The following is a 19,445-nucleotide window of genomic DNA, read 5'->3' on the forward strand; positions in this document are numbered from 1 at the left end:
GAGTTGCGAGTTGCGAGTCAATTTTAAAACCTTGTGGTGCTGCCACAAGGTTTTTTTATGCTTAAAGCTGGCACAAACCTTGTAACTGTTAATAAAGTAACCAGTTATAGCAAGAATTTGTCCTTATTTACTGTGTAATTAAGCAACTTTTACGCAGTACTCAAGGCATTTTTACAAGGAGGCACGGTGTCTAAGTCTGCAATTTTATATCGCATGGTGACCGATGAGCATATTTGCCCATTCGGTTTAAAATCAAAAGATTTATTAGAGCGTCATGGTTACGATGTTGATGATCGACACTTAACCAGCCGTGAGCAAACTGACGAATTCAAACAGCAGCATGATGTAAAAACCACACCACAAACCTTTATCAATGATAAACGTATTGGCGGTTACGATGATTTGCGCGACTTTTTTAATCTACCTGAGGCAGGTCAGCAAGGTACCAGTTATACGCCGGTTTTAGCGATTTTTGCAGTGACCATGCTACTAAGCTGCGGTTTTACTTATGCCAGCGGTGAAGCTTTATTTTCTATGCAAAATCTGATGCTGTTCGTTGCATTATCCATGGCGGTATTAGCCATACAAAAGCTGCAAGACTTATTCAGCTTTTCTAACTCATTTATTACCTACGACTTACTGGCGATGCGTATCGTGCCCTATGCCTATGTTTATCCATTTATCGAGGCGTATGTAGCGTTAGGTATGGTGGCTAAACTACCAGCCTTAGCTGTTGCACCATTTTCATTATTTATTGGTGGTATAGGTGCGATATCGGTTATTAAGGCTGTGTATATCGATAAGCGAGAGCTGAAATGCGCCTGTGTTGGTGGCGACAGTAATGTGCCGCTCGGCTTTATCTCACTGAGTGAGAACCTATTTATGATTGCTGCAGCTATATGGATGCTTATTAGCATTTAGCAACATGTATAACAGTGGCTTAAATCTGCGGTTAAGCCACTTTAAAGCGTGATTTTAGCCACCGTTACGTAAATCGCGCTCGAATTCACTTTCGGTTTTTACTGGATGACAAGTCGATTTGACCGCGCCTTTTTTGCTGTCGTTATCTTCGGTGCTATAAATGGTATAGGTGTAATCAGTTTCGAGTTCACCACCTAAACATTCATGCTCAGCGTAGATTTCATTTTCAGCTCCATCAACCACGGCCTGTGATGCGCAGCCTGCAAGCATAGCAAGTGCGAGTACAATTGGAATTGCTTTCATATCTTGATCCTAAAATGCTATTTTTATTTTTGCTGTAAGCAATAGGTTAGCTCACACAATTAAGTTAACGGCAAAGTACCTTTATTGATACAAAATTTGTGTAAGTTTTTGTGTAAACAGAAAGCGAAGATAAGTGAGGCAGGCCAAGAATTTAACCTGCCATATAATAAATGGTTTTAAGCCGTGCCACCCACGGTTAGGTTGTCAATTTTAAGGCTTGGTTGCCCTACACCTACAGGTACGCTTTGGCCATCTTTACCACACACGCCAACACCTTTATCAAGCGCTAGGTCGTTACCAACCATCGAAATTTGCTGCATCACTTCTGGGCCATTGCCAATCAGTGTTGCGCCTTTGATAGGTTGCGTGATTTTACCGTTTTCAATTAAGTAGGCTTCAGAGGCACTAAATACAAACTTACCTGACGTAATATCTACTTGGCCGCCACCAAAGTTAGGCGCGAAGATACCTTTTTTCACCGAGCTGATGATATCAGCTTGGCTGTGCTCACCACCTAACATATAGGTGTTGGTCATACGTGGCATAGGTAAATGAGCGTACGATTCTCGGCGTGCATTACCAGTAGGGTTAACCCCCATCAAACGGGCATTTAGCTTATCTTGCATGTAGCCTTTTAGAATACCGTTTTCAATAAGCACGTTATACGCAGCAGGTGTCCCTTCGTCATCCACGTTCAATGAACCACGGCGATCAGCAATGGTGCCATCATCCACGACTGTACACAGCTCAGATGCCACCTTTTCACCTACTTTACCGCTAAACGCCGATGCGCCTTTACGGTTAAAGTCACCTTCTAGGCCATGGCCTACCGCTTCGTGTAGTAACACACCCGGCCAACCTGCGCCTAGCACGACTTCCATGCTACCCGCAGGTGCATCGATTGCTTCTAGATTTACTTTTGCTTGGCGAACAGCTTCTTCGGCGTATTCCATCCAACGCGGTTTGCCATCGACTAACTCTTTAAAATAGCCATAATCTAAACGCGCACCGCCCCCTGCACCACCGCGCTCACGACGGCCGTTCTTCTCAAGTAACACTGAGCAGTTTAAGCGAATAAGCGGGCGAATATCGGTGGCAAAGGTGCCATCACTTGCAGCAATTAACACTTCTTCATAAACCGCCGACATTGAACTGATCACTTGCTCAGCATCCGGCGCTAATTGACGAATATAGTTTTCAAGTTCACGTAGCAAGCTTACTTTGTCATCGTTGCTCATGCTTTGAATTGGTTGATGCGGCGCATACTGTTGTTTAGCCGCTACATCACTGAATACTTGAATCGTTTTGTTTTCGCCAGCATTGGCAATGCTGCGCGCTGCCGTTGCGGCTTTGTTTAACGCTTCAAGGTTAATCGCATCTGAGTATGAAAAACCGGTTTTTTCACCGCTAACAGCACGCACACCCACACCACGCTCAACGTTGTATGAGCCTTCTTTTACTAAACCGTCTTCAAGCACCCAAGATTCGTGGTGACTCGATTGAAAATACAGGTCGGCATAGTCAACTTGGTGCTGATGAATAAAAGCGAGCGTTTTTTCTAGTTCTTCTCTCGTAAGTTGGCTGTCATGTAATAAATGCTGTTCAACCGTGTTCATAATAAATGCTCTCTAAATCGTTGCTGAGACTGCACAGGCATGTCTTGGCGAATTGTATTCAAGCGGTTTAAATCAAGCCCATGGCTGATAAACCCGGTACCAGAGGCAAGCTCACTGAGCGTTTCTCCCCATGGTGAAATAATTATGCTGTGGCCATAAGTGTGGCGGCCATTTTCGTGCTCGCCCCATTGTGCTGCAGCAACCACATAGCATTGTGTTTCGATTGCCCGCGCAGCTAATAAAATATGCCAATGAGCAGCACCGGTGACGGTGGTAAAGGCACTAGGCACTAAAATAATCTCAGCTCCTTGGCGCTGCATGGCAGTGAATAAGCCACTAAAACGTAGATCATAACATACTGCTAAGCCAATTTTACCAAATGGCGAATCAACCACCACAATATCCTTGCCGGCTTCTGTCGCATCAGACTCACGGTAACTGCGCGTAGTGTCGGCAACATCCACATCAAATAAGTGAATTTTGTTGTATTGCGCAACCACATCACCTTGGTTGTTAAATAAAAACGAGGCCGCTAGATACTTACCATTTTGCTGCGACACAGGCAGGGTGCCAGCGGCTAACCAAATATCATGTTGCTTACATAAATCGGCAAGTTTCGCTTTATATGCCTCACTTTGGTGACCTAATTGATAGCTGGCTTGGCTATGCTTACTAAAGATCAAAAAGCTTTCGGGTAAACACACTAGCAATGGCCGAGTTGCAGGAAGCGTTGATAATGTCTGTGCTAGAAAAGCGAGGTTTTGCTCAGCATTCATGCTTGAGCACATTTGTACTGCAACAACCTGTGGGTGAGGATTAGCCTTCATTATTATCTAAACTCGCTGAAGATGCGGCATCTTTTAATTTTAATTGCGTCGACGACTGCGGCTGACTTTGCGCAGCTTGCGGTAACGTCACTTCACGGCTCTTACGATCCACTTCTTTCACAACTGGGTCATTCATACTGCCTGTTACTTTAAAGTTGATCTCTGAGATCACCCGCGCGGAGTGAATCACTTTATCGATTGCCAGCGCCGCAAGACCACTTACCGGGTTAACCATCCAGGCCACAATCACTGGAATACTCGACGTCACCTGCGGTGCAACTGCTAGGTCGTAATCAATTTCAAAGGTATTTAAATTAGTGTGGCCTTTAATCGTTAAATCGGCAGGCACACCATCAAGTTTGGTATCTTGAGTGTAAGCAATGCCCTTTTCTAGCTGCATGGTGCCTTGCATACTGTTATAGAAAAAGCCTTTCGAGAATACATCTCTAAAATCCAGTTTCAGCTTACGCACTAACGAATCTAAACTCAGTAATGAGAATACTCGCGCACCACCATCACTTATTTCTGCAAGGTGCCCTTCACCTAAACGCCAATCTAATTCACCAGCTAAACTTGGTACATCAAAGCTATAAGGTGCACCTTGCCAAGCAAGATCAAACTTAATATTGGCATCTGAATCTTTTACTGTGGTGGTGATATCAAACTCATCAAATAACTCGCCAATATCGTCACTTTGTAAGTTACCACTAAAGCGTGTTTGCCCATCAGCAAATTGCCCTTTACCACGTAATACGTGATCGCCTTTGTCGATGACCAGCTCAGTAAACAAGAGTTTATCGTTCTCCCCAACTAAGCTACTTTTAATTTTATCGAGCTGATACTCAGCCACTTTACAATCTTCACAGTTAAACTCGATGGCTGGGACTCGGGTTAACCAGCTTAAATCTTCTGGTTCTGAGTCTTGCTCTGTTTGCTCTGCGACTTCGTTAAAATTAATACGCAGGTAGTCAGTAAAAATTTGAATTGGTCTGCGCGTTTCACCGGTTGGAATAAGTGCGTCGGCACGTAATTCTTTGGCATTTAGCTTTAGCTCTAAGTCTGATTGTTTTGGCGCTAAGCGAAATTCAAAATCATTAAAGTCGATATTGTGTAGTGCCAGTTTATTAAATTTACCCGTTACGTTGTTGAACGCCGGCATCACACTTGGCGCATCTGACTTAACTTTGGTAAGCGCAATAATCTGATCAATTAAGCCAAACCAAGGCACTATTTCGGTTTCAGGTAAATCGATAGATACTGCAAAACCTTCACGATTAAGCCCTAAATCTTGTGCCCCCAAAATTAAATGGGCATTACTAAATTTCTTTTCGCCATTATCTAAAATCGCATTAAAGAATAACTGCTCATCGATATTTGCGGTGATCAAATTAGAGATATGGTCACCCTGCACGATCGCAGTTAATGGCCATTTCTGCTCTGCGCCTTTGTTATAAGGTGCAGGTAGCTGGCTAGTTACACCGATTAAATTACCACTCACATCGGCGCGGTAATTAAAGTCATTAGGTAAAAAGTTAAGCGACACATTTATATCAACATCACTTTGACCGCTTAAGTAACCGCCCAATAAACCATGGGCTTGTTCAATCAAAGGGTCAGCTTCAAGGGCCAGCTTTATCGCAATTTCGGCGCGATAGGTATCAGCCACATTTTCACTGTTGTAGTTGGCAGTAAGTGGCATGCCCATCCAATCTGCTTTGGCATTTTTTAAGTCGATTTTATCGTTATTAAACTTAACAATACCGGTCATGTGGTTAAGGGTGATACCTGGCTGTGCAAGGTAAACCGGAATATTAGCCAATTCAACTTCACCTATCGCATCAACATGACCCGAACGTAAATTAACTAACAACTCAATATCGGCAGTTGCTTCGCCTTGTGGTTGCACAACTTCAAAAACACTCGCCAAAGGCTTGGCAAGCGGAGTCGCCGTGAAGAAAGGATTAAGCTTATCGCCATGAGCACGTTTATTAATGGCAACTTTTAGGATTTCTGCATTCATTAAATCAGCAATACTGACATGGACACTCTCCCCTAGAGAGAGGTTAACCAGTTTGCCCGACTTACTATAGATATCCATGCGCTCATTTTCGAAATGTAAAATGACGTTGGCATCTTCAACTTCTGGCCAGCTTGGTGAAAACTTATACTTAGCGTTTTCAACATTCGCCAATACTTCAAATTGGCCTTGCTGCTCTTTGAACGGAAATCCTTTAAATGGCCCTGAGAACAGCACTTGTGCCTTGTCTACTTCACCGCCTTTGATTGCCCCATTGAGGTAATTAACTAGGTTTTCGCTCATCACAGGTAACGGAAAATAATGCCCAGCGACTTTAGCATCCGCTGCGTAAGCTTCGGCATATAAATCTAACCGCGGCTCATCAGTCAGGCTTAGCATCATCTCTGCAGCCACAGTCACTTCGTCGTTATCAAGCCAAATATTATCGCTACTGATACGCCAGCCATCATCGTAATGGTGTAGGTCGAGTTCAACATTTAATTGATTGTAGGCAATATCTTGACTAAAGCTGCCGTTCGTTAGCAGTTGATTGTTCTCGCCATATAGCTGAATTCGCCCAGCTGATTGATTAATTAAGCCATCAACACGAATAGCTTGTCCGCCCGGAATACCTTGTAGCGCCAGCCAATTAATTTGCTCGCCTTGGAACCAAAGCTGCCATTTATCTTGTTGACCGAACTCAAGGTAGGCATCACTTAACTGACCATTGGGTTGACGTGCTAAAAACGGGGCAAGCACTTCAAAGTTACTTAACTGTGATAACTTTGCCAGCAATGCAAAATCAAATTGCTTTAACCAAATTTGACTTTTATCACCAAGTTGAGCTTCAAATTGTAAGGTCGGCCATTGTTTTAAATCGCTTTCAAAGGTGAGTCCGGTGCTTTTTAAGCGCCAGCCGTCTTGTTTTGGAAATAAATGAAAACCACCTTCACTCAAGCTAATTTGATGTGCCTCTTGGTTTTGTTGCCAGTTGATGAAACTCGGTAGCCACTGCACTTTCACATCGCTGATCAGGCCTTTCTCAAGGCTAAACCAGGTTTGTAAATTGATGTCGGAATTAAGCTGCTGCTTGTCGGTATTAATATATTGTGCAAGCCATTTAGACACATCGACATTCGCCGCTTGCACATAGATATCACCAGCCATGGTTTCGAGGGTCGAGCCATTCAATGCCATGCGGGCATCAAAGCTACCCACTGAAATTCCCGGTAACGCTAATGTGCCCGAACCTTGATGTTGCTCAGGGGTATTTTGCCAGACAATGTTCTCAAGGATCAGCTTACGCTCTTTACCGTCACTGAGGGTAAAGTTCAAACTGCTGTCTTGCACCGCAAAGTGACCCGTTTCACCAAGGAACAGGTTTTCGATCAATTCTTTTTGTTCAAAACTGCCTGTTTGCTGGTTATTGCCCAGATCAAGCATGTTGGGTAAATCAACATCAGCATGAAAACCATTGATCACAAAGTAGCTTGATTTAAGCTGACGGGTTTTTATAGATTCCCATAAATTAACCTCAAGGCTTGCTTTATCGATGGTGAGTGCGATGGGTGAGGTTTGGTTATCTTCAAACGAAATATCTTCGATAACTAAAGCGGGTCCCTTACCCTGCCAGCTGGCTGAGATAGAACCGATCGCTAAGTTTACGTCAAAGCGTTCATACAAAAACGCTTCAATATCATCTTTATAGTCATTCGCGTAAGGCAGTGAGTACTTCACTAGCGAGACAATAACGGCCAGCAGTACGAGAGTGATAGCAAAGACTTGCCATAACTTACGTAAACAATAAAAGCAGACCGTTTTTGCCTTCATTACATCATTACCACATCAAACTGTTCTTGGTTGTATAAACTCTCTGTTTGAATACTGACTTGCTTACCAATAAATAGTTCCAGCTCGGCAAGGTTGTGGTATTCATCATTAATCAGTGCTTCACTTACCGATGGAGAGGCATAAACCATAAACTTATCAGCTGCATAAGCACGGTTTACCCTAACAATTTCACGCAAGATTTCGTAGCAAACTGTTTCTACGGTTTTTTGTGAACCACGCCCAGAACACGCAGGGCATACATCACAAAGGATATGCTCTAAGCTTTCGCGGGTACGTTTTCGGGTCATCTCTACTAAGCCTAGTGCAGATAGGCCATTTATGTTGGCTTTTGCACGATCTTTTGCGAGCGCAGACTCAAGCGAATGCAAGACTCGGCGTTTGTGCTCATCACTGATCATATCGATGAAATCGATAATAATGATGCCGCCTAAGTTACGTAAACGCAGCTGACGGGCAATGGCAGACGTTGCTTCGATATTAGTATTAAAAATGGTTTCTTCGAGGTTACGATGACCAACAAATGCCCCGGTATTGACATCAACAGTCGTCATCGCTTCAGTTTGGTCGATAATTAAATAACCACCTGATTTAAGCTCAACTTTACGGTGTAGCGCTTTTTGGATTTCGGTTTCCACATCGAACAAGTCGAAAATAGGTCGCTCACCTGGGTAATATTCAAGCGCTCCCGATAAGATCGGCACAAACTCTTCAGTAAACTCTTTAAGCTCTTGATACGTTAATTTAGAGTCAACACGGATACGCTCCATGTCTTCGCCTACGTAGTCACGTAGCGTACGAAACGCCAGTGTTAAGTCTTCATGCAAAATGCTTTCTTTACTGATCTTTTTACGCTTAGTGACGATTTTTTGCCACAGCTTTTTTAAGAATTCCGCATCATGACGTAGCTCTGCTTCAGACGCCCCTTCAGCCGCTGTACGAACAATAAAGCTGCCATCTTCGTCGCCATACTCAGCAACAATTTTCTTTAAGCGTAAACGTTCTTCTTCAGTTTCGATGCGCTGGCTTACACCCACATGTGTTGCATCTGGCATAAACACTAAGTAGCGAGAAGGAATAGTGATATCGGTCGTTAAACGTGCGCCTTTGGTGCCCAGAGGATCTTTAACCACTTGCACCATGATGTATTGACCTTGGCGCACAAGCTCACGGATATCTTGTACTTTTTTGATTGGCTGCTCATCAACACCTTCTACAATTGAGGCGCTGTTAACAATGTCTGAGGCATGTAAAAAGGCCGCCTTATCTAAGCCTATGTCGACAAACGCAGCCTGCATACCCGGAAGTACGCGACTAATTTTACCTAAGTAAATATTGCCGACGATGCCAAGGTTGCCAATTCGCTCTAGTTGGATCTCTTGCAGTACGCCGTTTTCAATTAGCGCAACGCGACTTTCGCTCGGTGTAACGTTGATCAGTAATTCAGTGCTCATGTTACCCTCTTAAAAATTCGTTTAATAACAGCTCTGTCTCATATAAAGGTAAGCCGACAACCGCAAAATAGCTACCCGAAATATGGCTAACGAAGCGCCCACCTAGGCCTTGTATACCATAACCACCGGCTTTATCTTGTGGCTCGCCACTGTGCCAGTAAGCATCAATTTCAGCATCACTAAGTGGCTTGAATGTAACATCGGTGATCACAAGACAACTTTTTACTTGCTCACTATCAGCAATTGCCACAGCCGTCATGACTTGATGAGTGCGGCCAGATAAGCGCTTCATGGTGGCGGTAAAATCAGTTTGGTCTAGCGGTTTACCAAGTGCAGTGTCATCAATGACAACCACGGTATCACTGCCAAGCACTGGACGGTCTGTGTAACCCATAGCAACGCCCGATTGTGCCTTGAGTCTGGCTAGGCGCTCTACATAATCACGAGGGGCTTCGTTTGGGAATTGGCTTTCATCAGCATCAACGCTAAATTGAGAAAACTCAACGCCAAGTTGGCTGAGCAACTCTTTTCGGCGCGGTGATGCAGACGCCAAATAAATTGCGGTTTGCATTATCTAATCCTGAAATGACGGCGATATTTACGCAAAATTAAGAATATCCACCACCAACAAAGCATGCCGGTTAGCACTGGCCACATATAATGCGGGCTAAAGTAAACGCCCATTAAAAAGTGGTTTAGCCAAAATTGCATAAGGTGGTAAAGCGTTAAAAACAAAGCAATTAAAATGCTTTGCTGCCATAAAGAAAAGTTTCTAATTTTTTGGAAGTTACTCGCAGTGATAAATATACACACCGAATAAGTCAGTGAGTTCACACCGAGAGGCGAGCCAGAGGCAAGGTCCATCAATAACCCAACGACCCAAGCTGTGCCAATATTTAAACGATGCGGCACTGCTAACGACCAATACATTAATACCATTAACACCCAGTCTGGGCGGTATGGTTCAAACGAAATTGGTAACGGCATTAGTGCCATTACCAATGCAAAGAAGATACTGATAGCAATCAGCAAAGAGTGACGACTATTCATTGCTGATGCTCTCCTGCTGATTACGCCACAGCACAACCAATAAGCGAATACGGTCAAGTTGCGCAATTGGCTCAGCATAAACTTGTGCGAATGGACGCCCTTCATCACGGTTAATTTCGGTCACCACGGCAACCGGATAACCTTCTGGGAAGGTGCCACCAAGACCAGACGTAACCAAGATATCGCCAATGCGAACATCAAGGCTATGCGGCACATGCGACAGCTTTACCACGTTAATTTTGCCTATGCCCTCAACCACGGTACGCACATCATTACGTAAAATACGTACAGGTGTGGCATGGGTTGTATCGGTCATCAGCAATACGCGAGAAGTCGTCGACCCGACTTGGGTGATTTGCCCCACTACACCCATTTCGTCAATCACTGCTTGGCCTTCACTTAGGCCATCCGTTGTACCACGGTTAATAACCACTTGGTGGCTATACGGGTTTGAATGAACAGAGAGGACTTGTGCAATAATTTTACGATTTGATTGCTTAGCCGATGAACCTAGTAAAGCGCGTAATTTATCGTTTTCACGAGATAAAAATGACAGTTGTTGTAGTTGTTCGCTTTGTAATAACTGCTTCTTTTTTAACGCTTCGTTTTCGGTTAATAGCTGTTCGCGGGTATGCAGATTCTTCGCGCCAATACTAAATAGCTCATACGGCAAATTGGCAAGATAAATAAGTGGGCTAACTAGGGTATTTAGACTGGTGCGAATTGTTGTACCACCTTGAGTGTAGCGATCGCCCACGATCAACACGACACTCAAAAGCACTGCGACAAAAAGTCGCAGCTGCAAAGAGATGGTACGACCAAACAGTAACTTCATTAGTCGTAACTAAATACGTCACCACCGTGCATATCAATCATTTCTAATGCCTTACCGCCGCCACGCGCAACACAGGTTAATGGATCATCAGCAACCACAACCGGAATACCTGTTTCTTCCATTAATAGACGGTCTAGGTCTTTTAATAATGCACCACCACCGGTTAATACCATACCGTGTGCAGAAATATCAGATGCAAGCTCTGGCGGAGACTGCTCAAGAGCAACCATTACCGCGCTCACAATCCCCATTAATGGCTCTTGTAGTGCTTCTAAGATTTCGTGTGAGTTCAGCGTGAATGAACGCGGTACACCTTCGGCTAGGTTACGACCACGTACTTCAATTTCAATTGGCTCATCTGTTTTGAAAGCCGAACCGATTTGGTGCTTGATGTTTTCAGCAGTTGCTTCACCAATTAAGCTGCCAAAGTTACGGCGTACATAGTTGATGATAGCTTCATCAAATTTGTCACCACCAATGCGTACAGATGAAGAGTAAACTACACCATTTAATGAGATAATAGCAACTTCAGTTGTACCACCACCGATATCAACAACCATTGAACCGGTTGCTTCAGATACAGGTAAACCTGCACCGATAGCCGCAGCCATTGGCTCTTCGATTAGATATACTTCACGAGCACCTGCACCCATTGCAGACTCACGAATAGCACGTTTTTCTACTTGTGTTGCACCACAAGGCACACAAATAAGAACACGCGGGCTTGGGCGCATAAAGTTGTTGTTATGCACTTGCTTGATGAAGTGTTGTAGCATTTTTTCGGTCACGTAGAAATCAGCAATAACGCCGTCTTTCATTGGACGAATCGCTTTAATGTTACCCGGAGTACGACCTAACATTTGCTTAGCTTCGGTACCTACAGATGCTACGCTCTTAGGGCCACCAGCACGCTCTTGACGAATAGCAACAACTGAAGGCTCGTTTAATACGATACCTTCTTCTTTTACATAAATTAGGGTATTGGCTGTACCCAAGTCGATCGATAGATCGTTTGAAAAAATACCACGGAGTTTTTTAAACATGAGGCTGGATGACCTTTGAAAATTCGTTCTTATACTAGCTGCTCTCACTCTATCATGCTAATCATGAAAAAGCGCAACTGCTTTAATTAAATTGCTAAAAAAGGAAGCATCCATTGCTTCCTTTTTAAATTCTTATCGTTCGCGTACTAAACGGAAACCGATATAGTTTGCACGAAAATCTGGCGCTAAGATTAAGCGCGTTGAAACGCGTGCTAGGCTAGGAGCAAAATTCCATGCACCGCCTCGAACAGCCACATCAGACTGTCCTGACTTTTTGTTAGTCCATTCCCACACATTACCTACTGTATCGTATAGGCCAAATGCGTTAGGAGAAAACGACCCTGTTGGTGCAGCGCTCTTGTTTGACCATTCGCTACCACACCAGCCACAGTTCGCTAGATTCTTACCAATTTCGTTACCCCAAGGGTATTCAGTTTCTTTACCTGCACGTGCAGCGTATTCCCACTCAACCTCGTTTGGTAAACGAAATAGCTGACCTGTTTGACCCGATAACCAATCTGCATACGCTTTGGCATCGTTATAAGTTAAACAAACCGCCGGAAAATCACTTTCTTGATCAAAGCCTGGGTTACGCCAGTTTAGAGTTGCTTCCCATACTGGTTCACCATTTAAGTAATACGCACAGCCGCGATCTTTTTCTGCTTCTGTTTTGTAGCCTGTATTCGCAACGAATTGCTCATACTCACCAACGCTTACTTCTTTGCTTTGCATTGCAAATGAACTTGCAATCGTTTTTTCTACTACTGGGCGCTCATTCGCTAAACCATTACCGTTAATATCACCCATTTTAAATTTACCAGCAGGGATAACCACTATGCTGGCAGAACTGGTTTTACTAACAATACTCGCAACAGGTGCTGTGACTGGTTGCTCTGGTACCGCAGTCACTTCTGCAACAACAGGTTCAGGCACTTTTACTAGGTTTGCATTAATGGTTTGTGCTTTACGCAGATCAATTCGCGCTTTGTAGCTTTTATAGCCACGTTTGCGAATTTCAATATCATGAAAACCTTTTGGTAATGATGTCGTTAACCTAGTTGCGCCATAGCTCACACCATCAATAAACACTTCGTCATCATAAACATTTGAGCGCAGTGTTATTTCAACCATTTTAGATTTTTTTAGATCAGGTAATGGTTCAACCTTTACTGGCTTTTTTACAGAGTAATCGCTTACTGGTTGTTCGCTCATACGCGAAACCGATACCACCTGGCTATTATCCTGAGAGTCACTGAATGTTAACTGACTATCAGAATATGTGGTGCCGTAGTTTGGCTGAAAGTTACCTGCCAGTGGCGAGCCATAATCTGCACAAAAACGGTTATCTAAATTAAGTAAACTGCATAAACGGCTGCTGTTTACATCACCGCGCATCGTCACACTTAAGTTAACGTTGTAGTTACCTTGGCCACTGAAAGCACTGTTCACTACATGACTACTTAAAATCTTAACTTGTGCACCAGCAAGGTTACGTTTTGGTTCAACTAAACGCTCTTCAGTTAAGTTAGCAAAAATTTGGTCTACAAAACGTTTAGTGGCTTTTTGTAAGCCCATTTGCTGACCACGCTGTTCACAGGCAGCAAGTGTTTCGGTGCGCTTACAGTTAATCGTATGATTAACCTCTAACGTGCCTTCACGCGTAAACTCGTTACGTAAACGCTCAACACGTGCCGTTGCTAACTGCTCTTTTAAACTTTCTAAGGTGTTTAACTGGGTATGCTTTGATACACGAATTTGCTCGATATCTTTTCTATGCGAAGCAATTGCCGCCAATTGCATCGAAATATCATCTTTGTTTTGTTTATGATCAACCACCGCTTTTTGATAACGCGACTGTGCATTACTGATATCAAGCGTTGGGTCATCAATCAATCGGCGATACATCTCGTTCATTGCATCTAGCGCTTGATTCTTTTCTTTGTCTAGCTCTGTTGAGCGGGCGCGCAATAATTCGAGTTGTTTTTGTAACTGACTTTCTTCTTTTAGGTGTTTTTCGAGGATTAGGGTCGAGTTATCGTATTCGGCTTGTTTTTTACTGATCTCTGATTCAATGCCAGTTACCGTAGCAGTATCTTGTGCAAATGCACTAGTTGCTAGCAAACTAACTGAAATTAACAGAGATAAAGGAGCAATTCGCATATATTCCATTCCCAAAAAGCGGCAATTATTTGGTCATTATTATTTTTTTATAATTAAACTCTTATGCTATGTACTTGCAAGGCAAAACACAAGCTTTGTTCAATTATTATCTGAGTTTACCTCTATTACCTTAGTTGATGCCAGTAAATAACAAAATCATTTTAGTTTAATTGACTAATTTCTATCTGTATGACGACTTTGCTACAATTAGGCGTGTTTTTTTACTAAAAATGATGCCGTGAATAGTTCTTTTGAGTCACCAGTACAAACAATTCATCACCCCTTATTAGCTGCGCGTAAAATTCAGCTTAGCATCAAGCGGGATGATCTAATTCATCCGCAAATTAGTGGTAATAAATGGCGTAAGCTCAAATTTAACTTAGATGCGATGCAGCAACAGGGTAAATCTGAATTACTCACTTTTGGGGGGGCATTTTCAAATCATATTCATGCCACAGCGACAGCGGGTAAACTATTTGGCTTTAAAACCCACGGTATTATTCGCGGCCCAGAGCTAGACGAAGCCAACCCAACACTCCACTACGCAAAGCAATGCGGTATGAGCTTACACCCGGTTAACCGTATAACTTACCGACTAAGGCACGACCAAGCTTATTTAGCGCAGTTACAAGCGCAATTCCCCAATGCTTACATATTGCCAGAAGGCGGCACTAACGCTGCTGCGCTTTTAGGCTGCAAAGAATTAGCGCAAAGCTTGCCAAGTTGTGACGTGATTGCTTGCCCAACCGGTAGTGGCGGCACATTAGCGGGGTTAATTGAAGGCGCACCGCAGCATACAAAGCTGTTAGGTGTCGCAGTGTTAAAGCAAGCGGACTATTTAATAGAAGAAATTAAGCTGCTCAGCAATAAAGCTAAACAACAAAACTGGCAACTGTTATGTGATTTTCATGATGGCGGCTACGGAAAATTTAGCGATGATTTATGGCAGTTTTGCCAAACCTTTAGCAAGCAACACGCAATCCCTCTTGAACCTATTTACAGCGGTAAAATGCTCTATGCCGTATGGCAACTTATAGAGCAAGGTTACTTTGCTGAAGGAACGCACATCATTGCGGTTCATACTGGCGGACTACAGGGGTTAGATGGCTTGAAATACCGAGGCCTCATTGACTAACTATAAGGCGTAATATCCGCCAGTTTTTGTAATGGCTCGGCAAAGTAAAAACCTTGAGCTGCAATGACACCTAGGTTTTTTAAAGTCGCTAGCTCGTTCTGAGTTTCTACTCCAACTGCATAAACAGGAAAGTTTAACTCAGTGCCTTTGTTGATTATCTGCTTAACCATCTTTTGCTGCTGCGTGTTGGTGTCAATATTGTGGATCAGCTCAAAAGCCAACTTAATACTGCATACATTTTTAATATCTTTGTAGGTCGCTAAATGCTCAGCAGTGCGCACATTATCAATGACAATGCCTGCCGACAGTTTTTCTAAACACTCGAACTGCTCACTGAGCTTTTTGTGCTGTTTTAAATAATCGTCTTCGCTGAGTTCAAACTGCAGTTTTTCTGCACTATTAAAATCGACCATTTGTTGTTTAAACCATTCCCAAAACTCGTCATTAAACCAATTCATTGCGTGCAAGTTTATACTCACAGTCAACGGGCCTGATTCGTTTTTCAGCATTTTCTTCACTTGAGAAATGACAGTTTGGTCCAATAACAAGACATCTTTTTTACTGCTCATATGAGGAATAAAATGCCGAGCCGCAAGCAAGCCTAAGCTCTTGTGACGAATACGGATCAACGCCTCATGCTGTAAAATATCGCCGGTTTGTAAGTCGAATAAAGGCTGAAAAAACAACATAAAGTGCTTTTTCTTTATGTACTCAAACAGGTGTTCTTTACTATCTGCGAGCATACTTGACTGCGTATGCCCAAAAGGCAAGCGATGAATATGCTGCCAAGCGCTTTGTTTAGCCAGTGCTAATGCCGATTTAGTAAGCTGATAAACTACCGCCTGATCAGCTCCCGTACGGTAATTACACACGCCTATTTTTATATCCGATCGCGACAGGTCACTACGGTAGTTTAAACAGGCTTGATAAATAACCTGATGTAATCGCTTAGTGTATTTATCAACTTCTGTGGCAGGCACACTGTTTAATGTCACAGCAACGCCACCCGATGGCAGTAATTTAACAGAGCGATTTACTAGCTCACCAAACCCCTTTGCTATGACTAATTTAAAGTAATTATCAACGTCGAGATTAGCAGGAAATGGATTTTTCCAAAAAAACAGTGCAAACAAATGATTGTAGTTAGTTGGCACACCATACAAAATATTTAAATCTTGATGACCTAAAGGTTTTGGTGGGGCTATTTTCTTTGCCGCCAACTGAGTGCCCAAGGGCTCAAATGGTTTAATAACTGGTTTTTCAACCACCGCTAATTGCTTGAACATTTTTTTCCACCAGCGGAAACCCCAATACCCAGTGCCAAGCAATATTAAATTCAAGAACAAAAATAAGTGACTTTCAACCAGCCAAGAAGGCCAATGAAACAAGCGCAGATTAACCGTTTTATAGCTAAACACCTCTTGCTCAAGGTTGATAAAATTTGCAAAGTTATGTGGCACATCACTGGCACTCATTGCAAAGCCTTGGCTCTTTACCAAGGTCGCAATAATATCTTGCGAGGCAATCGGGTCGAGATTTAATTCATACACTTGCTTTGCAAGCTCAGTACCTGTGCGATGAACTTTATCGTGCAACACATCACTTAAGAAAATATTAAAAACAACTAATAGCAAAAACGCGGCCGCCACATAAATGGCCTCCGGTTGCTTTATTTGTGAAGTTAAGTCTTGTTTCATTTCACAGGTTAGTTGCCCAAACATACACAAAGTGTTGTTCAAGAACCCCATAAATACAAGGCTGCAGGGCGATTAAAAGCAATTTCAGAATTATCCTAGAACTAACGCTGTCAAAAGTTTTGTAATTTTAAACACCTAGCAAAAAGGGTTAATGATAATTATTTTGTAACCAGCAAAGTCCACCTTAAAGGAGTAGCAACAAAGTTTGAGTTATTAATAAAGCCAACACATGGGCTGGCTTTAAATCTTACCAATTACTTTCAGAAGGATATTAATAATACTGACGCAGTAGTTCAGTTAGTCTTGCTTGCTAATTGACTTTAAACATATTGACGGCATTAGAGGTTCTTTGTTGGGCATTTTCTAAATCAACGATAAGCTTTGAAAGTAACGTTAATTCATTTTGCACATCATGCATATTTGCCGTGATATCCTGACTTGCTTTGCTTGCTTCTTCAGCAAGCTGGCTTTGCAACTCAATCGCGTCTGACACCGTGTTTGTTTGCCTGCTCACATCGCTGATATTGTCAGTTAAAATATCAATGTTTGTTAACGCTTTCTCGCTATTATCACTGACCATTTGCGTTGATTCAGAGGTATTTTCCATGTACACCTGCAACTGCTGAACTTGCTGTTTTATATCATCTAATACAGAAGATATTTCAGATGTTGAGGCCTGACTGCGTGTAGCTAGACCACGCACTTCATCAGCAACCACTGCAAAGCCACGGCCTTGCTCTCCTGCCCTAGCAGCCTCTATTGCTGCATTAAGAGCCAGTAAATTAGTCTGTTCTGCAATGCTCGAAATCGTATCAAGCACAGATTGAATACTATTAGTCTTGGCACTTAAGGCATCCGATTGCTCATGCGCTTGCTGGATCAAATCTGACAACGAACTAATACTTGCTTTATTCTTGCCAATAATTTGCTTGGTGCTTGCGGATAAATCATTGGCTTTTGTGGTGTTTTTAGAACTCTCTTCCGCAGATACCGCGATTTGTTCAATCTGGCTATATAACCTTGTGAAGTTATCGTGCAACGTTGTCGTTGTTGAGTTGATATTTTCAACACGTACAGACAGCTCTTTAGCAAACGAGATTAACGACTTAACACTGGATTCACTGGTGTTATTTGCTTGCTGAACTTGCCTAATTAAATCAGTAAGCGCATCGACAAGTTCATCAACACTTCTGGAAATTGCACCAATTTCATCACTTGAATTATCGTTAATTCTTACTCCCAAATCATGGCTCGTGGCGATGTTACCAATAACATCTCGCACCCTCGTTACTTTTCTAGCCAGCGACTTAATAACGAATAATCCAAACGCGAGGAACAAACCAATAAGAATAATGGCAAAGCCAGTTGTGGCATATACCGCTGTATTTGCGCTACTGCGGCTATGCTCTATGAGCGCTTCTAGGTTTTGCTGCTTTTGCAGAATATGCTTGCGGATCTTGCCTATTAACTCGGTCGACTGAGCAAACCAATCTGCTGGCGTTGGATAGTTTTGGGCTAATTCGCCGCTTTCTTGGTTAAGTTTTTCAACAATGCTTTTTACATCTTGATAAATTTGTGAGTTAGTCAATTCTGCTAACCACTTTTGATCCGCTTCATCTGTAAGTGTTAAAGAAAGCAGAAACAAGGTTTCTTCAATGTTGTGAAAATAGCTTCTGATAAGCACTTGATTACTTTCAGAAATAGACTTAGAAGATAAAACGCCATTCACTTTACCTCTCACCTGCCCCAGTCTTTCCTTTAATAAAGACATTTCGACTATCGCAAGACCAGACGCAATCGCTTCACTTTGTTTGACCTGCGAAACGCGTCGGTTAGCCACATCAAGCATGAACTTGTTTGAATCTGAATAAACAACAAATGCATGTTGACCTTGTTGCTTATCGACGCTCTCCCTAAGCGTTGTGATCACTTCATGTTTCGCCAATACAGCTTTGAATAATGTTGATGAAAGCTTTTGTTCTTGGGTATAGCGAGCAAATTTATTAAACGCTTTATCGACTACTGAACGCTGCTGAGCAACACGCTCTTTATTTTGACTGTAGCCCGAGCCGATGAGACCAGCCGTTAACCCCCGTTCAACTGCCGTTTCGTGAGCTATCTCATCAACCATCAAAGCTTCACGTATAAATACAGCATCCTTCTCGACTGTGCTTTTTCTAGCCAGTGACTCATTAATAACAGTATAAGAAGCTGCAATCATGACAACCAAAGCAAAAGCGATAACCGCTGCTAGCGCCTGTTGAAAACTTATCTTCCTTAAAAATTGCATAGTTAATAGAAAAGTAGTGGGTTAGGGTTTTATAAATTTAGACCAGGTTTTAAATATAGCCAATTCGGACTACCAACTTGCTTTTATACCAACCCGCTTAATTAAGTAGTCTATTTTGAGGCAATAAAACCTCGTTGATAACAAGGCAAAAATTTCGTTATTTAGTTGTTCTAAATGAGAAATTTTTAACGCAGTTAGCGATAGGTTTAATCCCTCAAAATGATTAAGTATTATTGCGGGTTGGTATTA

14 protein-coding genes are annotated in these 19,445 nt (G+C 42.6%); 2 read left to right on the forward strand and 12 right to left on the reverse strand.

Annotated elements, in window-relative coordinates; translation table 11 throughout:
* Nucleotides 1–186: 186 nt before the first annotated feature.
* Entirely contained in the window at nucleotides 187–921 is a 735-nt protein-coding gene (locus tag CWC28_RS04895) for a MauE/DoxX family redox-associated membrane protein (protein ID WP_138624820.1), read from the forward strand.
* A 54-nt stretch (nucleotides 922–975) separates the two neighbouring features.
* Here the strand turns inward: CWC28_RS04895 and CWC28_RS04900 are convergent, their stop codons facing one another.
* From CWC28_RS04900 to CWC28_RS04945, 10 genes are all read right to left on the reverse strand, one after another.
* Nucleotides 976–1,224, reverse strand: a complete 249-nt coding sequence (locus CWC28_RS04900; protein ID WP_171038288.1) for a hypothetical protein — start codon at nucleotides 1,222–1,224, stop codon at nucleotides 976–978.
* 176 nt (nucleotides 1,225–1,400) lie between these two features.
* Nucleotides 1,401–2,840 (reverse strand): metalloprotease TldD, encoded by a 1,440-nt coding sequence (gene tldD, locus CWC28_RS04905; protein ID WP_063699876.1) that lies wholly within the window; start codon nucleotides 2,838–2,840, stop codon nucleotides 1,401–1,403.
* Nucleotides 2,837–3,667 (reverse strand): carbon-nitrogen hydrolase family protein, encoded by an 831-nt coding sequence (locus CWC28_RS04910; RefSeq protein ID WP_138624821.1) that lies wholly within the window; start codon nucleotides 3,665–3,667, stop codon nucleotides 2,837–2,839. The genes tldD and CWC28_RS04910 overlap by 4 nt, the downstream gene beginning before the upstream one ends.
* Nucleotides 3,657–7,514, reverse strand: a complete 3,858-nt coding sequence (locus tag CWC28_RS04915) for a YhdP family protein (protein ID WP_138624822.1) — start codon at nucleotides 7,512–7,514, stop codon at nucleotides 3,657–3,659. The genes CWC28_RS04910 and CWC28_RS04915 overlap by 11 nt, the downstream gene beginning before the upstream one ends.
* Nucleotides 7,514–8,986 (reverse strand): ribonuclease G, encoded by a 1,473-nt coding sequence (gene rng, locus CWC28_RS04920; protein WP_063699882.1) that lies wholly within the window; start codon nucleotides 8,984–8,986, stop codon nucleotides 7,514–7,516. The genes CWC28_RS04915 and rng overlap by 1 nt, the downstream gene beginning before the upstream one ends.
* Nucleotide 8,987: 1 nt before the next feature.
* A complete protein-coding gene (locus tag CWC28_RS04925) occupies nucleotides 8,988–9,557 on the reverse strand; it encodes a Maf family protein (protein ID WP_063699884.1) in 570 nt (189 codons plus the stop codon).
* The gene (gene mreD, locus CWC28_RS04930; protein ID WP_054552785.1) at nucleotides 9,557–10,036 is read right to left on the reverse strand and encodes a rod shape-determining protein MreD; all 480 of its coding nucleotides are present in this window, start codon (nucleotides 10,034–10,036) and stop codon (nucleotides 9,557–9,559) included. Before mreD ends, CWC28_RS04925 begins: the two co-directional genes overlap by 1 nt.
* Entirely contained in the window at nucleotides 10,029–10,871 is an 843-nt protein-coding gene (gene mreC / locus CWC28_RS04935; protein ID WP_054563354.1) for a rod shape-determining protein MreC, read from the reverse strand. The genes mreD and mreC overlap by 8 nt, the downstream gene beginning before the upstream one ends.
* On the reverse strand, nucleotides 10,871–11,914 hold the full coding sequence (locus CWC28_RS04940) for a rod shape-determining protein (RefSeq protein WP_054552787.1): 1,044 nt from the start codon (nucleotides 11,912–11,914) through the stop codon (nucleotides 10,871–10,873). Before CWC28_RS04940 ends, mreC begins: the two co-directional genes overlap by 1 nt.
* 132 nt (nucleotides 11,915–12,046) lie before the next feature.
* Nucleotides 12,047–14,074: an SUMF1/EgtB/PvdO family nonheme iron enzyme gene (locus CWC28_RS04945; protein WP_063699886.1), complete on the reverse strand. Its 2,028-nt coding sequence runs from the start codon at nucleotides 14,072–14,074 to the stop codon at nucleotides 12,047–12,049.
* A 238-nt stretch (nucleotides 14,075–14,312) separates the two neighbouring features.
* Between CWC28_RS04945 and CWC28_RS04955 the strand changes: the two genes are divergently transcribed.
* Entirely contained in the window at nucleotides 14,313–15,209 is an 897-nt protein-coding gene (locus CWC28_RS04955) for a 1-aminocyclopropane-1-carboxylate deaminase/D-cysteine desulfhydrase (protein WP_138624823.1), read from the forward strand.
* On the opposite strand, the gene CWC28_RS04960 is transcribed toward CWC28_RS04955, so the two are convergent.
* Together CWC28_RS04960 and CWC28_RS04965 are read right to left on the reverse strand one after the other, a co-directional pair.
* Nucleotides 15,206–16,930 carry an EAL domain-containing protein gene (locus CWC28_RS04960; RefSeq protein WP_171038289.1) on the reverse strand — a complete coding sequence of 575 codons (1,725 nt, stop codon included), beginning with the start codon at nucleotides 16,928–16,930 and terminating at the stop codon, nucleotides 15,206–15,208. The genes CWC28_RS04955 and CWC28_RS04960 overlap by 4 nt on opposite strands.
* 286 nt (nucleotides 16,931–17,216) lie before the next feature.
* The gene (locus tag CWC28_RS04965) at nucleotides 17,217–19,127 is read right to left on the reverse strand and encodes a methyl-accepting chemotaxis protein (protein ID WP_158679773.1); all 1,911 of its coding nucleotides are present in this window, start codon (nucleotides 19,125–19,127) and stop codon (nucleotides 17,217–17,219) included.
* Between the last annotated feature and the right edge of the window lie 318 nt (nucleotides 19,128–19,445).

The organism is Pseudoalteromonas sp. S4492 (genome assembly GCF_005886115.1).
In the GTDB taxonomy this organism is placed as follows: domain Bacteria; phylum Pseudomonadota; class Gammaproteobacteria; order Enterobacterales; family Alteromonadaceae; genus Pseudoalteromonas; species Pseudoalteromonas gelatinilytica.